Below are 17345 nucleotides of genomic sequence, written 5' to 3' on the forward strand. Positions count from 1 at the left end.
ACATTGGCAAACGCAAAAGTGATTCAAGCGAAACAAGAAGCTGTAGATGCGGTAACTGCGAAATTGCGCGAAAGTGCAACGACAGTAGTGGCCGACTACCGTGGATTGAACGTTGCCCAAGCTACCGAACTGCGTAAGCAGCTTCGCGAAGCGGGTGTTGAATTCCAAGTGTTGAAGAACACTTTGCTGCGCCGTGCGACTGCCGCTGCTGAGCTGACTGAACTGGACGAAGTATTGACCGGTCCAACAGCTATCGCATTCAGTGCAGAAGACGCCGTAGCACCAGCTAAAATCCTTAACGATTTTGCTAAGAAGAACGAAGCTTTGAAACTGAAAGGTGCCGTGGTTGAAGGCCGTGTAGTCGGCGTTGACCAAATCAAGGCGCTGGCAGAACTGCCATCCCGCGAAGGTCTCCTTTCCATGCTCCTCAGCGTGCTTCAAGCTCCAGTTCGCAACTTCGCGCTTGCAGTTAAGGCTGTGGCTGAGAAAGAAGAACAAGGAGCGTAAGCTTCCCGTTCTGACAGCTTAAAAGCAAACAAAAAATAATTTTATTATAAAATGGAGGTTCAACCATGAGTAAAGAGCAAATCTTGGAATCAATCAAAGGTATGACTGTTTTGGAACTGAACGACCTGGTTAAAGCAATCGAAGAAGAATTCGGCGTAACTGCTGCAGCTCCAGTAGCTGTAGTTGGTGGCGGCGCTGGCGCAGCTGAAGCTGCTGAGCAAACTGAATTCGACGTAATCCTGGCTAACGCTGGTGCTTCCAAAATCAACGTTATCAAAGCCGTTCGCGAAATCACAGGTCTTGGCTTGAAAGAAGCTAAAGAACTCGTTGACAACGCTCCAAAACCACTGAAAGAAAAAGTGGGTAAAGAAGAAGCTGAATCCGTTAAAGCTAAATTGGAAGAAGCAGGCGCTACTGTAGAAGTGAAGTAATTCCTTCTCAGTTGAAGCACATAGCAAACCCCTTGATCATTCAAGGGGTTTGTTTTTGTAAAACCGCATCCCTTGTGACTAAACGACTAGAACCAGGGGATCCTGTGTAATGAAACCAAGGATTCGGAGGGAAAGCATGTCACAGCATTACTATTCCAACCAGCCCGAAGCCGGACATGACCGGCGGAGTCTGGAAGAGCGACTGCGGGGTGCAGTCTACAAGTTCACGAGCGATGCCGGGGTGTTTTCCAAGAAGGGAATTGATTTTGGCAGCAAGGTGCTGATCGAAGCGATGGATATTCCGCAGGGGGCCGAGGTTCTGGATGTGGGCTGCGGGTACGGTCCTATCGGACTGGTGGCGGCAAGACTGGCCGGGGATGGGCATGTGACGATGCTGGATGTGAACAGCCGTGCAGTGGAACTCGCCAAGGAAAATGCCAGGCTGAACGGAATTACGAACGTGACGATTCTGGAGAGCGATCTGCTGCAGCAGGTAGATGGGAAAGCTTTCGATGTCATCCTGACCAATCCGCCGATTCGTGCCGGCAAGGAAACGGTGCATCGGATTTTCGAGCAGGCGTATGAGCATCTTCGTGAAGGAGGAACCTTGTGGATCGTGATTCAGAAGAAGCAGGGGGCACCGTCGGCAAAGGCGAAGCTGGAGAGCTTGTTCGCACAGGTGGAGGAAGTCACCAAGGATAAAGGGTACCGGATTTTTAAGGCTACAAAATCTTTTCAGTAATATGCAATAGGACTATTGACTTGAAAAATCATGTGTGATATTATTATAAAATGTCAGTATTAGGATAGGCTTCTTGTCTTTAGTTGGCTGAAATGTCAATAGTTTTTATGCGGAGATATGCATAAAATAGGGCATGTCCACGTATAATATGTACATTTTGGGCAAATCTACTGGATATGAAGTCACTTCTATGTTTAGAAGGCAAGACCATGGATAAGTTGCTCTTTGTTCGAAAGCATTCGGGTAAGGGCTTTTCTTTATTTGTGGATGAATCCTCTGCATGAATCCATTATAAGGTTCCAAACAGAGGTTCGCAATCAATTTTTAAAGTGAGTAGACATGAGGGGTGAGTTAAAGTTGGCAGGACATCTTGTTCAGTATGGTCGACGCACTCGGCGAAGTTATGCACGAATTAATGAAGTACTTGAGATTCCGAACCTGATCGAAATCCAACAGAAATCATATGAATGGTTTTTGGAGGAAGGATTGCGCGAAATGTTCCAGGATATCTCGCCAATTCAGGATTTTACGGGCAATTTGGTGCTGGAGTTCATCGACTACAGCCTGGGCGAACCCAAATACACCGTCGATGACGCGAAAGAGCGTGACGTGACGTATGCGGCACCGCTTCGGGTGAAAGTACGGCTCATCAACAAAGAAACCGGAGAAGTCAAAGAACAGGAAGTATTCATGGGAGATTTCCCGCTGATGACGGAGACCGGTACATTTATTATCAACGGTGCAGAACGGGTCATTGTCAGCCAGTTGGTACGCTCTCCTAGCGTCTATTTCAGCACGAAAGTCGATAAAAACGGTAAGAAAACCTACACTGCAACGGTGATTCCAAACCGTGGTGCCTGGCTCGAACTGGAGACGGATGCGAAAGACATCATGTATGTCCGGATCGACCGTACCCGTAAAATCCCGGTTACCGTTTTGCTGCGGGCGCTTGGTTTCGGCAGCGACGCCGAAATTTTGGACCTGCTCGGCAACGACGAATACATCCGCAACACGCTGGACAAAGACAACACCGATTCCACGGAAAAAGCGCTCATCGAAATTTACGAACGCCTCCGTCCGGGCGAGCCGCCTACCCTCGACAATGCGAAGAGCTTGCTGGTAGCGCGCTTCTTTGATCCAAAGCGTTATGACCTGGCCAATGTCGGCCGCTATAAAATCAATAAAAAGCTGCATATCAAGAACCGTCTGTTCAACCAGCGTCTTGCTGAATCACTGATCGATACCGATACCGGTGAGATCATTGCCGAAGCCGGACAAATGGTGGACCGCCGCCTCCTTGACGAAATCCTGCCGCACCTGGAGAAGAATGTCGGACACAAGACGTACCATGTTGCCAATGGTGTGCTTGATGCCGATGACATTCCGATGCAAAGCATCGACGTATTCTCCCCGATCGAAGACGGCAAGGTCGTCAAAGTGATTGCAAACGGGAATATTGATAAATCGGTTAAACATATTACGCCTGCTGATATTATTTCCTCGATCAGCTACTTTATTAACCTGCTGCATGGCATCGGCGACACGGACGATATCGACCACCTTGGTAACCGTCGTCTGCGTTCTGTCGGTGAACTGCTGCAGAACCAGTTCCGTATCGGTCTGTCCCGTATGGAACGCGTCGTACGCGAAAGAATGTCCATCCAGGATGCGAATGTCATCACGCCGCAAGCCCTGATCAACATTCGACCGGTTATCGCGTCGATCAAAGAGTTCTTCGGAAGCTCCCAGCTGTCCCAATTTATGGACCAGACCAACCCGCTTGCTGAACTGACGCACAAACGCCGTCTGTCTGCGCTCGGACCCGGCGGTTTGACGCGTGAGCGCGCGGGCTTTGAAGTCCGTGACGTCCATCACAGTCACTACGGCCGGATGTGTCCAATCGAGACGCCGGAGGGTCCGAACATCGGTTTGATCAACTCCTTGTCTACGTTCGCACGGATTAACGAATACGGCTTTATTGAAGCTCCGTACCGTTGGGTCGATCCGAAGACGGGGATTGTAACAGACCAGATCGACTACCTGACGGCCGATGAGGAAGACAACTATGTGGTCGCACAGGCGAACGCAGTGCTGAATGAGGACGGCAAGTTTGCGGATGAAATGGTTATCGTCCGTTACAATAAGCAGTCCGACAACATTTTGCCGATGCCGAGCGAACGCGTGGATTACATGGACGTTTCGCCGAAACAGGTCGTATCGGTCGCAACGGCGCTCATTCCGTTCCTCGAGAACGATGACTCCAACCGCGCCCTGATGGGATCGAACATGCAGCGTCAGGCTGTGCCGCTTCTCGTGCCTAAAGCTCCGCTTGTAGGTACAGGAATGGAACACAAGTCTGCAAAAGATTCCGGGGTATGTATCGTTTCCAAATATGACGGTGTAGTTGAACGTTCTTCCGCCAACGAAATCTGGGTGCGCCGCATCGAGACCGTGGACGGCAAAGAAGTCAAAGGCGACATCATTAAACATAAATTACACAAATTTATGCGTTCGAACCAAGGCACATGCATCAACCAGCGTCCGATCGTGAAGAGAGGCGACGTCATCAAGAAGGGCGACATCCTCGCGGACGGACCTTCGACGGAAATGGGCGAGTTGGCTCTTGGTCGTAACGTTGTCGTAGCATTCATGACCTGGGAAGGTTATAACTACGAGGATGCCATCCTCCTCAGCGAGAAGCTGGTGAAGGAAGATGTGTACACTTCGATTCACATCGAGGAATACGAATCTGAAGCGCGCGACACCAAGCTCGGACCGGAAGAAATTACCCGCGATATTCCGAACGTAGGCGAGGAAGCTCTTAAGAACCTCGACGAGCGCGGCATTATCCGGATCGGTGCCGAAATCAGCGCCGGCGACATTCTCGTCGGTAAAGTTACTCCGAAAGGCGTAACGGAGCTGACGGCGGAAGAACGCCTGCTGCACGCCATCTTCGGTGAGAAGGCGCGTGAAGTGCGCGACACCTCCCTGCGCGTACCGCATGGTAGTGACGGGATTATCGTGGACGTCAAAGTGTTTACCCGTGAGAACGGCGACGAGCTGCCTCCTGGTGTAAACCAACTGGTTCGGGTGTACATCGCTCAGAAACGTAAAATTTCTGAAGGTGACAAAATGGCCGGTCGTCACGGTAACAAAGGGGTCGTAGCCCGCATCCTGCCTGAAGAAGATATGCCGTTCCTGCCGGACGGTACGCCGGTACAGGTCGTACTGAACCCGCTGGGGGTACCTTCCCGGATGAACATCGGGCAGGTTCTGGAAGTCCACTTGGGCTTTGCGGCCATGCGTCTTGGTATTCACGTGGCTACGCCGGTATTCGACGGTGCCAATGAATATGACGTATTTGACACCATGGAAGAAGCCGGCATGCAGCGCAACGGTAAGACGCGTCTGTACGACGGCCGCACGGGCGAGATGTTCGAACGTGAGGTTACCGTCGGTGTCATGCACATGATCAAGCTGGCCCACATGGTTGACGATAAAATCCATGCCCGTTCAACTGGACCATACTCGCTCGTTACGCAGCAGCCTCTGGGTGGTAAAGCCCAGTTCGGCGGACAGCGCTTCGGTGAGATGGAAGTTTGGGCGCTGGAAGCATACGGCGCCGCATATACACTGCAAGAGATCCTGACCGTCAAATCCGACGATGTGGTCGGCCGGGTGAAAACCTACGAGTCCATCGTTAAAGGCGAGAACGTTCCGGAACCGGGTGTTCCTGAATCGTTCAAGGTTCTGATCAAAGAGCTTCAATCCCTCGGTATGGATGTTAAGATCCTGAGCGGTGACGAGCAGGAGATCGAGATGAAAGAGCTCGATGATGAAGACGAGGCAGCCGGCGATAAGCTGAGCCTCAACCTGGAAGGCGAAGAAGTCGGAGTGGAATAAAGACCGTGTGAAGGCGGGCGGGGATACCGTCCGTCCTCATTCACGGTTTAAATCATTAGGACTAGGTTAAGGAGGGTTGCTCCTTGTTGGACGTTAACAATTTCGAATTCATGAAGATCGGGCTTGCATCCCCGGAAAAAATTCGTTCATGGTCCCGCGGAGAAGTGAAAAAGCCGGAAACCATCAATTACCGTACGCTCAAACCGGAGAAAGAAGGCCTGTTCTGCGAACGGATTTTTGGACCGCAAAAAGACTGGGAATGCCATTGCGGCAAATATAAGCGTGTCCGTTACAAAGGCGTAGTCTGCGATCGCTGCGGCGTAGAAGTTACCCGCGCGAAGGTGCGCCGCGAACGGATGGGCCATATTGAGCTGGCAGCTCCTGTATCCCATATCTGGTACTTTAAAGGCATTCCGAGCCGTATGGGTCTCGCTTTGGATATGTCGCCAAGATCTCTGGAAGAGATCATTTACTTTGCATCTTATGTAGTAACCGACCCTGGAGATACGCCTCTGGAGAAGAAACAGCTTCTGTCCGAGAAAGAATACCGCAGCTACCGTGAAAAATACGGCTATGGTTTCCAAGCGGGTATGGGTGCTGAAGCGATCAAGAAGCTGCTGCAGGATCTCGATATCGAAAAGGAACTCGAGTTTCTGAAGGAAGAGCTGCGCACGGCTCAAGGCCAACGCCGTAACCGTGCGATCAAGCGTCTGGAAGTCATCGAGGCTTTCCGCAACTCCGGCAACAAACCAGAGTGGATGATCATGGACGTATTGCCGGTTATCCCTCCGGAACTGCGCCCGATGGTACAGCTGGACGGCGGACGCTTTGCAACGTCTGACCTGAACGACCTGTACCGCCGCGTGATCAACCGGAACAACCGCTTGAAGCGTCTGCTTGACCTGGGAGCTCCGGACATCATCGTTCAGAACGAAAAACGGATGCTGCAGGAAGCGGTTGACGCCCTGATCGACAACGGCCGCCGCGGTCGTCCGGTTACTGGACCAGGCAACCGTCCGCTGAAATCCCTCAGCCACATGCTGAAAGGTAAGCAAGGACGTTTCCGGCAAAACCTGCTCGGTAAACGCGTTGACTATTCCGGTCGTTCCGTTATCGTCGTCGGTCCGTACCTGAAAATGTATCAGTGCGGTCTGCCGAAGAAAATGGCGCTGGAACTGTTCAAGCCGTTTGTCATGAAAGAACTTGTAAACAAGGGCCTCGCCCATAACATTAAGAGCGCCAAACGTAAGGTTGAGCGCGTAAGTCCGGAAGTCTGGGACGTTCTCGAAGAAGTCATTAAAGAGCATCCGGTTCTGCTGAACCGTGCCCCTACGCTTCACCGTCTCGGTATCCAGGCGTTTGAACCGATCCTGGTGGAAGGTCACGCGATCCGTCTGCATCCGCTCGTATGTACGGCTTACAACGCCGACTTCGACGGTGACCAGATGGCGGTTCACGTTCCGCTGTCCGCAGAGGCACAGGCTGAAGCCCGTATCCTCATGCTGGCATCCGGCAACATTTTGAACCCTAAAGACGGTAAACCGGTCGTAACTCCTTCGCAGGATATGGTTCTCGGATCCTTCTATCTGACCATGGACAACAAGGAAGAGAAAGGTTCCGGCATGATCCTGAGCTCTGTGAACGAAGCCGTATCGGCTTACCAACGCGGAACCGCAGGTCTGCATGCACGGGTAGCCATTCCGGTAAAAGCGCTCGGCAAAACGAGCTTTACCGACAAGCAGCAGGACGCAATGCTCTTGACGACCGTCGGACGCATCATTTTCAACGAAATTTTCCCGAGCAGCTTCCCGTACATTAACGAAGCAACCCGCGACAATCTGTTCAACGGGACCCCGGAAAAATATTTCGTCTATGAAAAAGGCGCGGACATCCGCGAGCGCATGTACGACCTGCCTATAAGCAGCGCTGTTGGTAAAGAGTATCTGGGCCAAATCATTGCCCGCTGCTTCGAGATTTACCACACGACGGAAACTTCCGTTATTCTGGATAAAATCAAGCAGCTCGGCTTCACGTATTCGACGCGTGCCGGCGTAACCGTTGCGGTATCCGACGTTATCGTTCCTGATGAGAAACAGGCGATCCTGAAGGAATCCGACGAGAAGGTTGCTGTCGTTACGAACCAATACCGCCGCGGCTTGATTACGAACGAAGAACGGTACGACCGCGTTATCGATATTTGGTCCAAGGCGAAGGATGACATTACGGACATCCTGATGAAATCCATGGACCGCTTTAACTCCATCATGCTCATGGTTGATTCCAAAGCACGGGGTAACAAATCGCAGATTACTCAGCTCGGCGGTATGCGGGGTCTGATGGCGAACCCATCCGGCCGGATCATCGAACTCCCGATCAAATCCAACTTCCGTGAAGGCCTGACCGTCCTCGAGTACTTCCTGTCGACGCACGGTGCCCGTAAAGGTCTGGCGGATACCGCGCTGCGTACAGCGGACTCCGGTTACCTGACACGCCGTCTGGTTGACGTTGCCCAGGACGTTATCGTCCGTGAAGAAGACTGCGGTACCGATAAAGGCTTTACCGTCAGCCGGATTCAGGATGGTAAAGAGGTTATCGAGGATCTGTATGACCGTATTGAAGGACGCTACTGCTTCGAGACGGTTCGTCATCCGGAAACCAAGGAAATTCTGGTTAACCGCAACGAGCTGATCGATTCGGATAAAGCGAACCTGATCGTCAACTCCGGCGTAACAAAACTGCAAATCCGTTCGGTACTCAGCTGCCGTGCCCGTCATGGCGTATGTAAGAAGTGCTACGGACGCAACCTGGCCACAGGCAAATTCGTGGAAATCGGGGAAGCTGTCGGCATCATCGCGGCGCAATCCATCGGTGAACCAGGAACCCAGCTTACCATGCGTACGTTCCATACCGGTGGTGTCGCAGGGGACGATATTACCCAAGGTCTTCCGCGTATTCAGGAGCTTTTCGAAGCCCGGAATCCGAAAGGTCAAGCAACCATTAGTGAAATCGACGGCGTCGTGAAGGAAATCCGCGAAGCGAAAGACCGTCGTGAAATCGAAGTCCAAGGTGAAGCGGAAACGAAAGTGTACTCCGTTACTTACGGTTCCCGTCTGCGCGTAAGCGAAGGTCAGGAAATCGAAGCCGGCGACGAGCTGACAGACGGTTCCATTGACCCGAAAGAAATGCTGCGCATTAAAGGCATCCGCGGGGTGCAGAACTACATTCTGCAGGAAGTACAGCGCGTATACCGTAACCAGGGCGTAGAAATCAATGATAAGCACGTCGAAGTAATGATCAAGCAGATGCTGCGTAAAATCCGTATCGTCGATGCGGGAGATACACCGCTTCTTCCTGGATCATTCACCGACATTCATGAATACGAAGCAGCGAACAAAGAAGCAATCCTGTCCGGAAAAGAGCCTGCGGTGGCCAAACCGGTTCTGCTCGGTATCACCAAGGCTTCCCTGGAGACCGATTCCTTCTTGTCCGCGGCATCCTTCCAGGAGACGACCCGCGTCCTTACCGATGCGGCGATCAAAGGCAAGGTTGACCAGCTGCTCGGCCTGAAAGAAAATGTCATCATCGGTAAATTGATCCCTGCAGGTACCGGTATGAACCGTTACCGCAGTGTCAAATTCGATGATCCGAACATCGAAGATCAGGACTCCAAGGAGCTTGAAACGGCAACAGTAGAGTAATAGACTGCTAATCAGGCGGTTTTGCGCGGAGGCGGCATGAAAAAAGGCTGCTTCCGCGAAAACTTTCCTGAAACATTCTTGACATCGCCTAATGCAAGTGCTAATATAGCAAAGGTGCGTGAGTAGTTAAGTACCCCTGTGCTTTTGGAGGAATCGCAAGATGTCTAATGATAAAGGATTACAGGATGCTCATGTCAAGATCGGTGCCAAACAAACGATGAAACTCGTAGAATTGGGCCAAGCCGCCGAAGTGTTTGTGGCGGAAGATGCGGAACACCGGCTCGTTTCAAAGGTTGAAGCTCTTTGCACTAAGCATGGAGTGAAGATCACCTATGTGGATACTATGCATCATTTGGGTAAAGCATGTGGAATTGAAGTGGGCGCAGCGATGGCCGCTATCGTTAAATCATAGTTGTAAGGAACGTTTTTGTTGGGGAAATCAACAGAGTTCTTCCGGCAAAGACTTTTCATTTGTTCTTTTATGAACCGCCTGGGTCTGTGGACTTAAAAAGAGGTTTGTAATGAGGATAAGTATTATGGGAAGGGGGTGGCTAACATGCCAACAATTAACCAGCTAGTTCGTAAAGGACGTCAAGCTAAGATCTACAAGTCGAAGTCCCCTGCATTGCAGAAAGGATACAACGCTCTGAAGCGTGAAGAGACAGGACTTAGCGCTCCTCAAAAACGTGGTGTCTGCACCCGTGTAGGTACAATGACTCCGAAGAAACCGAACTCCGCGCTTCGTAAATATGCCCGTGTTCGCTTGACGAACCGCATCGAGGTGACTGCTTACATTCCGGGGATCGGACACAACCTGCAAGAGCACAGTGTGGTATTGGTTCGCGGTGGACGGGTAAAAGACCTTCCAGGTGTTCGTTACCATATCGTTCGCGGTGCGCTTGATACTGCAGGTGTGAACAACCGGATGCAAGCTCGTTCCAAATACGGCGCGAAACGTCCGAAAGCTAAAAAATCGTAATTGATTTCTATAAGATTTCAAGACTTGAGAAAGGGGGATATCCATGCCACGCAAAGGTCCAGTTAGTAAGAGAGACGTATTGCCAGATCCGGTGTACAACAGCAAACTGGTTACACGCCTTATCAACCGCATCATGCTGGATGGTAAAAGAGGTGTTGCCCAAAGCATCCTTTACAATTCGTTCAAGCTGATTCAAGAACGTACGGGTAAAGATCCTATGGAAGTGTTTGAAGCAGCCATCAAAAATATCATGCCAGTACTGGAAGTTAAAGCTCGCCGTGTCGGCGGTGCCAACTACCAGGTGCCGATTGAAGTAAAACCTGAAAGACGTACGTCTTTGGGATTACGTTGGCTCGTGAACTACTCCCGCAACCGCGGTGAGAAGACAATGGAAGAGCGTTTGGCGGCTGAGATCATCGACGCTTCCAACAACACAGGCGCTTCCGTTAAGAAACGCGAGGACACTCACAAAATGGCTGAAGCGAACAAAGCGTTTGCTCACTACCGCTGGTAGAATTCGGCTCAATAAATTACACTTCAATTTTGAAGGGAGACTATTTTCATGGCAAGAGAGTTCTCCTTGAAAAATACACGCAACATCGGGATCATGGCGCATATTGACGCTGGTAAAACGACCACCACAGAGCGGATCTTGTTCTACACAGGCCGTACGCACAAAATCGGTGAAGTTCACGAGGGTGCAGCTACAATGGACTGGATGGAGCAGGAACAGGAGCGCGGGATCACGATTACTTCCGCTGCGACGACCGCTTCGTGGAAAGGTCACCGCGTTAATATCATTGACACCCCAGGGCACGTTGACTTCACAGTTGAAGTTGAACGTTCCCTTCGTGTATTGGATGGGGCAGTAGGTGTTTTCAGTGCGAAAGAGGGCGTTGAGCCTCAGTCTGAAACCGTATGGAGACAGGCTGACCGCTACGGCGTTCCGCGGATCGCATATGTAAACAAGATGGATATTATCGGTGCCGACTATTTGAACGTCGTTAACGACATGCGCGATCGTCTGCAAGCGAACGCAGTAGCGATTCAATTGCCGATCGGTGCAGAGAACGACTTCGTAGGCATCATTGACCTGGTTGAGCAAAAAGCTCATATGTACAAAGACGACCTGGGTCAAAACATTGAGGTGGTCGACGTTCCGGCCGAGTTCCAAGACAAAGTCGCAGAACTTCGCGCTGAACTGATCGAAAAAGTCGCAGAACTCGACGAAGACTTGACAATGAAGTATCTGGAAGGTGAAGAAATCACCATTCCGGAGCTGAAAGCAGCCCTCCGCAAAGGGGTTTGCGAAGTTAAGATCTTCCCGGTTATCTGCGGTTCCTCTTACCGCAACAAAGGGGTTCAGCTGATGCTGGACGCTGTTATCGATTATCTGCCAGCTCCAGTTGACGTACCATCGATTCAAGGTCACCTTGAAGACGGTACGGAAGTTGAGCGTCATTCTTCCGATGAAGAACCGTTCGCTGCTCTGGCGTTCAAAATCATGACAGACCCTTATGTGGGTAAACTGACATTCTTCCGCGTATACTCTGGTATCCTTCAATCCGGCTCTTACGTATTGAACGCTACCAAAGGCAAACGCGAACGTATCGGACGTATCCTTCAGATGCACGCGAACAGCCGTCAAGAGATCAGCGAAGTTTACTCCGGTGACATCGCGGCTGCCGTAGGCTTGAAAGATACCGGTACGGGCGACACACTCTGCGACGAGAAAGCTCCGGTTATCCTGGAATCCATGAACTTCCCGGATCCGGTTATCGAAATCGCGGTTGAGCCTAAAACCAAAGCCGACCAAGACAAAATGGGCGTTGCTTTGGGCAAATTGACAGAAGAAGATCCTACGCTGCGTGCTCATACAGATGAAGAAACTGGCCAAACAATCTTGGCTGGTATGGGTGAGCTTCACCTCGACATCATCATTGACCGTATGCGTCGTGAATTCAAGGTAGAAACCAACGTGGGTAAACCACAGGTTGCATACCGTGAAACCTTCCGTCAAGCTGCACGCGTTGAGGGTAAATTCGTTCGTCAGTCCGGTGGTCGTGGTCAATACGGTCACGTCTGGGTTGAGTTCGAACCTCTCGAAGCAGGTACTGGCAGCCAGTTTGATAGCAAAATCGTCGGTGGCTCTGTACCAAGAGAATACGTCCAGCCTGCACTGAATGGTATCGAAGAAGCCATGAAGAATGGTGTTCTTGCCGGCTTCCCGCTTGTAGACATCAAAGCTACAATCGTAGACGGTTCCTACCATGATGTCGATTCCAATGAGATGGCGTTTAAGATTGCCGGTTCCATGGCGCTTAAAGCGGCTAAAGACAAGTGTAAACCTGTCCTGCTCGAGCCAATCATGAAAGTCGAAGTTACGGTGCCTGAAGAATACATGGGCGACGTAATGGGTATGCTGAACTCCCGCCGCGGACGTATCGAAGGTATGGATAGCCGTTCCGGTGCTCAGATCATCCGTGCGAAAGTGCCTCTTTCCGAAATGTTCGGATACTCGACGACACTTCGTTCCGGTACCCAAGGACGCGGCGTGTTCTCCATGGAACTCTCCCACTACGAAGAAGTTCCTAAGAACATTGCTGAAGAAATTGTTTCGAAGTCCAAAGGATCTGACGAGTAATTTCTGCTTTTGAGTTTTAAACCCTGACCGGTACGATTACATCCAGAACTGCTTGCATAAACACCGGTCAGTTCAAACATAAAACCTATATTCAATCCATTTAAGGAGGAATTGTTCAAATGGCAAAGGCTAAGTTTGAACGTACTAAACCGCACGTTAACATCGGAACTATCGGTCACGTCGACCATGGTAAAACAACTCTGACTGCTGCTATCACGACTGTATTGTCCAAAACTTACGGTGGTGCTGCAGTAGCATTCGATCAAATCGACAAAGCTCCAGAAGAGCGCGAACGCGGTATCACAATCTCCACTGCACACGTGGAATACGAAACACCTAACCGTCACTATGCACACGTTGACTGCCCAGGTCACGCCGACTATGTTAAAAACATGATCACTGGTGCTGCTCAAATGGACGGAGCGATCCTGGTTGTATCCGCAGCTGACGGCCCAATGCCGCAAACTCGCGAACACATCCTGCTCTCCCGTCAGGTAGGCGTACCTTACATCGTTGTATTCCTGAACAAATGCGACATGGTTGAAGACGCTGAACTTCTTGAACTGGTTGAAATGGAAGTTCGTGACCTGCTGAACGAATATGAGTTCCCAGGCGACGACACTCCAATCATCCAAGGTTCTGCTCGTGAAGCTCTGCAAAACCCAGACGGCGAGTGGGCACAAAAAATCATCGAAATGTTCAACATCATCGATGAGTACATCCCTCTTCCAGAGCGCGACACTGACAAACCTTTCCTTATGCCAGTCGAGGACGTATTCTCCATCACTGGTCGTGGTACGGTTGCTACAGGCCGTGTAGAACGCGGAACTGTTAAAGTGGGCGACGAAGTTGAAATCGTTGGTATCGCTGAAGAAACTAAGAAATCCGTCGTTACGGGCGTTGAAATGTTCCGTAAATTGCTGGATTCCGCTCAAGCTGGTGACAACATCGGTGCCCTGCTTCGCGGTGTAGACCGTAACCAAATCGAGCGCGGTCAAGTACTTTGCAAACCGGCTTCCGTTAAACCGCATACTGAGTTCGCTGCTCAAGTATACGTTTTGACTAAAGAAGAAGGTGGCCGTCATAAGCCTTTCTTCACTGGATACCGTCCTCAGTTCTACTTCCGTACAACGGACGTAACTGGTGTGGTTAACCTTCCAGAAGGAACTGAAATGGTTATGCCTGGCGACAACATCACTGTAACCGTTCAACTGATCGCTCCAATCGCGATTGAAGAAGGAACGAAGTTCACGATCCGTGAAGGTGGACGTACAGTAGCTGCTGGTGCCATCGCAACAATCAGCAAATAATTAAAAGGCAAATTGCCTTCTATATAGCAACGATGTGCTGGAACGAGTAACGCTGTGTTGTAAACGCAAGAGATACAGAGGAATCCTCTCCTAGCGGGAGGATTCCTTTTCTTTATATATAGGAAGAAAAGAACAACAACACCTTTTCATTAAAAGCTTGCATTATGCCCATTCTTTATATATAATAGTGAATGTTGTTCTGAGACGTTGCGATGATGTGAGAGGTTACTGACACACCCGGCCCCTTTGCCATGGAGCGGTGGGTTAGAAAATTTTCACGGAGTATGTCCGATACCAAATTGGGCGATAGAAGGAGGGACTAAAATGGCAAAGCAAAAAATTCGTATTCGTTTGAAAGCTTACGATCACAGAATTCTTGATCAATCCGCTGAGAAAATCGTTGAAACTGCAAAACGTTCGGGTGCTGGTGTATCTGGACCGATTCCGCTTCCAACTGAGAAACAAATCATTACTATTCTCCGTGCGGTACACAAGTATAAGGATTCTCGGGAGCAATTCGAAATGCGCACACACAAGCGTCTGATCGACATTGTTAACCCAACTCCACAAACTGTGGATGCTCTTATGCGCTTGGACCTGCCGTCCGGTGTAGATATCGAAATCAAATTGTAATTCGAAATGAATTAAGACGGGAAAAGAGGTGTCAACATGAAAGGTATCTTAGGAAAAAAACTCGGAATGACTCAAGTATTTACTCCAGAAGGTAATGTAATTCCTGTGACGGTTATCGAAGCAGGTCCTTGTGTTGTTCTGCAAAAGAAAGATCTTGAGAACGATGGCTACGAAGCTATTCAAATCGGTTTCGCCGATAAGAAGGAGAAGCGTGCAAACAAGCCAGAAGCAGGACATGCTAAAAAAGCTAACACTGCACCTAAGCGCTACGTTCGCGAAATTCGCGGTGTTGACCTCGGAGCATTCGAGGTTGGCCAAGAACTGAAGGCGGATGTCTTCGCAGAAGGCGAATTTGTTGACGTAACCGGTACTTCCAAAGGTAAAGGCTTCCAAGGCGTTATCAAACGTTGGGGACAAAGCCGCGGACCAATGGCTCACGGCTCGCGTTACCATCGCAGACCGGGTTCCATGGGCTCGATCCAGGCTAACCGTGTTCCTAAAGGGAAGCGTCTGCCAGGTCACATGGGTAATGCTACGGTAACTGTACAAAAACTTGAAGTTGTTAGAGTTGACGTTGAACGCAACGTATTGCTCGTTAAAGGTGCTATTCCTGGACCTAAAAACAGCTTCGTTAAAATTAACGAAACGGTGAAGAAATAATCACCTAAGGAAAGGAGGAACACATAATGCCAAAAGTAACCCTGTTTAATGTCAGCGGTAGCGAAGTAGGAGAATTGGAACTGAACGATGCGGTATTTGGCGTAGAGCCGAACGTACACGTGATGAACCAAGCGGTATTGCTGCAAAGAGCATCTTTGCGTCGTGGTACACACAAAGTGAAGGGCCGTTCTGAAGTACGCGGCGGCGGACGTAAACCTTGGAAACAAAAAGGAACCGGCCGTGCTCGTCAAGGTTCGATCCGTTCACCACAATGGAAGGGCGGCGGTACTGTATTCGGTCCAACACCACGCAGCTACTCGTTCAAGCTTCCTAAGAAAGTTCGTCGTCTGGCTATTAAATCTGCATTGTCTTCCAAAGTGATCGCTAACAATCTGATCGTTCTGGACCAACTCGCTCTGAACACGCCTAAAACAAAGGAATTCGCAGCGATCCTGAACAATCTGAAAGTAGAACGTAAGGCCCTGATCGTAGCTCCTGGCTATGATGATAATGTGGCTCTTTCCGCACGGAATATTCCTGGCGTGAAATTTGTTGCAGCAGACGGCATTAATGTTCTTGACGTACTTCTGTACGACAAACTGATCATTACGAAAGAAGCAGTTCAGAAGGTAGAGGAGGTGCTCGCGTAATGAAAGATCCTCGTGATATTATCAAACGTCCGGTGATCACTGAACGTACGGCTGAATACATGGGCGACTTGAAGTATGCCTTTGAAGTAGATATCCGTGCGAACAAGACCGAGATCAAACAAGCTGTTGAATCGATCTTTAAAGTGAAAGTAACGAATGTAAATACAATGCGCGTCCCTGCTAAGCCGAAACGTTATGGCCGCTACAACGGTTATACAACCGAGTGGAAAAAAGCCATCGTAACGCTGAGCAAAGACAGCAAAGCGCTCGAGTTTTTTGAATCTGTAGAGTAAGGAGGAAATCACGTGCCTATTAAAAAGTATAAGCCGACATCCCCGGCTAGACGTAACATGTCCGTGTCTACTTTTGAAGAGATCACGACAAATCAGCCGGAGAAATCGTTGCTTGCACCGCTCAGCAAAACAGCTGGCCGCAACAACCAAGGTAAAATTACGGTTCGTCACCACGGCGGCGGACACAAGCGTAAATACCGCATCATCGACTTCAAACGTACGAAAGACGGCATACCAGGTACCGTTGCTACGATCGAGTATGACCCGAACCGTACTTCCAATATTGCTCTGATCCACTATGCAGACGGAGAGAAGCGTTACATCATCGCTCCTAAAGGTCTGAAAGTGGGAGACAAGATTGAATCCGGTCCAAACGCCGACATCAAAATCGGTAACGCACTTCCAATGGAGAACATTCCGGTAGGTACTGTTATCCACAACATCGAACTGCAGCCTGGCAAAGGCGGACAATTGGTTCGCGCAGCCGGTACCGAAGCTCAGCTTCTTGGTAAAGAAGATAAATACGTATCCGTACGTTTGTCTTCGGGCGAAGTTCGCAGACTGCTTAAAGTTTGCCGTGCTACAATCGGTTCCGTTGGTAACGAAGACCACGAGCTGATCAAAATCGGTAAAGCTGGCCGCAGCCGCTGGCTCGGACAACGTCCTGAAGTTCGCGGGGTAGTTATGAACCCTAACGATCACCCTCACGGTGGTGGTGAAGGCCGCGCTCCAATCGGACGTAAATCGCCAATGTCTCCATGGGGCAAACCAACCCTTGGTTACAAAACGCGTAAAAAAGGCAAAGCTTCTGACAAATATATCGTTCGCCGCCGCACAAAATAATGCACGCTGTGCATAACTTTGTGAAGTGCCGAAAGTAACGAGAAGATTGGAT

15 protein-coding genes are annotated in these 17345 nt (G+C 50.1%); all 15 read left to right on the forward strand.

The genetic code is table 11. The features are described from left to right. The first annotated feature begins 3 nt into the window (after window positions 1-3). The gene (rplJ, locus tag GCU45_RS19475; RefSeq protein WP_076176725.1) at window positions 4-507 is read left to right on the forward strand and encodes a 50S ribosomal protein L10; all 504 of its coding nucleotides are present in this window, start codon (window positions 4-6) and stop codon (window positions 505-507) included. 65 nt (window positions 508-572) lie between these two features. Then, the gene (gene rplL, locus GCU45_RS19480; RefSeq protein WP_076176726.1) at window positions 573-938 is read left to right on the forward strand and encodes a 50S ribosomal protein L7/L12; all 366 of its coding nucleotides are present in this window, start codon (window positions 573-575) and stop codon (window positions 936-938) included. A 136-nt stretch (window positions 939-1074) separates the two neighbouring features. Next, a complete protein-coding gene (locus tag GCU45_RS19485) occupies window positions 1075-1680 on the forward strand; it encodes a class I SAM-dependent methyltransferase (RefSeq protein ID WP_152403213.1) in 606 nt (201 codons plus the stop codon). 357 nt (window positions 1681-2037) lie between these two features. Continuing rightward, window positions 2038-5583 carry a DNA-directed RNA polymerase subunit beta gene (gene rpoB / locus GCU45_RS19490; protein ID WP_145950219.1) on the forward strand — a complete coding sequence of 1182 codons (3546 nt, stop codon included), beginning with the start codon at window positions 2038-2040 and terminating at the stop codon, window positions 5581-5583. An 83-nt stretch (window positions 5584-5666) separates the two neighbouring features. Then, a complete protein-coding gene (gene rpoC, locus GCU45_RS19495) occupies window positions 5667-9281 on the forward strand; it encodes a DNA-directed RNA polymerase subunit beta' (protein WP_152400027.1) in 3615 nt (1204 codons plus the stop codon). Window positions 9282-9441: 160 nt separating this feature from the next. Then, window positions 9442-9693 carry a ribosomal L7Ae/L30e/S12e/Gadd45 family protein gene (locus GCU45_RS19500; protein WP_152400028.1) on the forward strand — a complete coding sequence of 84 codons (252 nt, stop codon included), beginning with the start codon at window positions 9442-9444 and terminating at the stop codon, window positions 9691-9693. A gap of 144 nt (window positions 9694-9837) precedes the next feature. Continuing rightward, the gene (gene rpsL / locus GCU45_RS19505) at window positions 9838-10260 is read left to right on the forward strand and encodes a 30S ribosomal protein S12 (protein ID WP_076176731.1); all 423 of its coding nucleotides are present in this window, start codon (window positions 9838-9840) and stop codon (window positions 10258-10260) included. A gap of 43 nt (window positions 10261-10303) precedes the next feature. Continuing rightward, complete coding sequence (gene rpsG, locus GCU45_RS19510) at window positions 10304-10774, forward strand: 30S ribosomal protein S7 (protein ID WP_145030011.1); 471 nt, start codon at window positions 10304-10306, stop codon at window positions 10772-10774. A gap of 48 nt (window positions 10775-10822) precedes the next feature. Beyond that, complete coding sequence (gene fusA / locus GCU45_RS19515; protein ID WP_152400029.1) at window positions 10823-12904, forward strand: elongation factor G; 2082 nt, start codon at window positions 10823-10825, stop codon at window positions 12902-12904. Window positions 12905-13023: 119 nt separating this feature from the next. Continuing rightward, on the forward strand, window positions 13024-14214 hold the full coding sequence (tuf, locus tag GCU45_RS19520; protein ID WP_145030007.1) for an elongation factor Tu: 1191 nt from the start codon (window positions 13024-13026) through the stop codon (window positions 14212-14214). Window positions 14215-14538: 324 nt separating this feature from the next. Continuing rightward, on the forward strand, window positions 14539-14847 hold the full coding sequence (gene rpsJ, locus GCU45_RS19525; protein WP_005544556.1) for a 30S ribosomal protein S10: 309 nt from the start codon (window positions 14539-14541) through the stop codon (window positions 14845-14847). 36 nt (window positions 14848-14883) lie between these two features. Then, the gene (rplC, locus tag GCU45_RS19530; protein WP_076176735.1) at window positions 14884-15507 is read left to right on the forward strand and encodes a 50S ribosomal protein L3; all 624 of its coding nucleotides are present in this window, start codon (window positions 14884-14886) and stop codon (window positions 15505-15507) included. Window positions 15508-15533: 26 nt separating this feature from the next. Continuing rightward, window positions 15534-16157 (forward strand): 50S ribosomal protein L4, encoded by a 624-nt coding sequence (gene rplD / locus GCU45_RS19535; RefSeq protein ID WP_076176736.1) that lies wholly within the window; start codon window positions 15534-15536, stop codon window positions 16155-16157. Beyond that, window positions 16157-16450, forward strand: coding sequence for a 50S ribosomal protein L23 (gene rplW / locus GCU45_RS19540; RefSeq protein ID WP_076176737.1), 294 nt, complete (start codon window positions 16157-16159; stop codon window positions 16448-16450). Before rplD ends, rplW begins: the two co-directional genes overlap by 1 nt. A 12-nt stretch (window positions 16451-16462) precedes the next feature. Then, complete coding sequence (gene rplB, locus GCU45_RS19545) at window positions 16463-17293, forward strand: 50S ribosomal protein L2 (RefSeq protein WP_076176738.1); 831 nt, start codon at window positions 16463-16465, stop codon at window positions 17291-17293. The last annotated feature ends 52 nt before the right edge of the window (window positions 17294-17345 follow it).

Origin of the sequence: Paenibacillus cellulositrophicus (genome assembly GCF_009363095.1) — a bacterium.
Classification (GTDB): Bacteria; Bacillota; Bacilli; order Paenibacillales; family Paenibacillaceae; genus Paenibacillus_AQ; species Paenibacillus_AQ favisporus.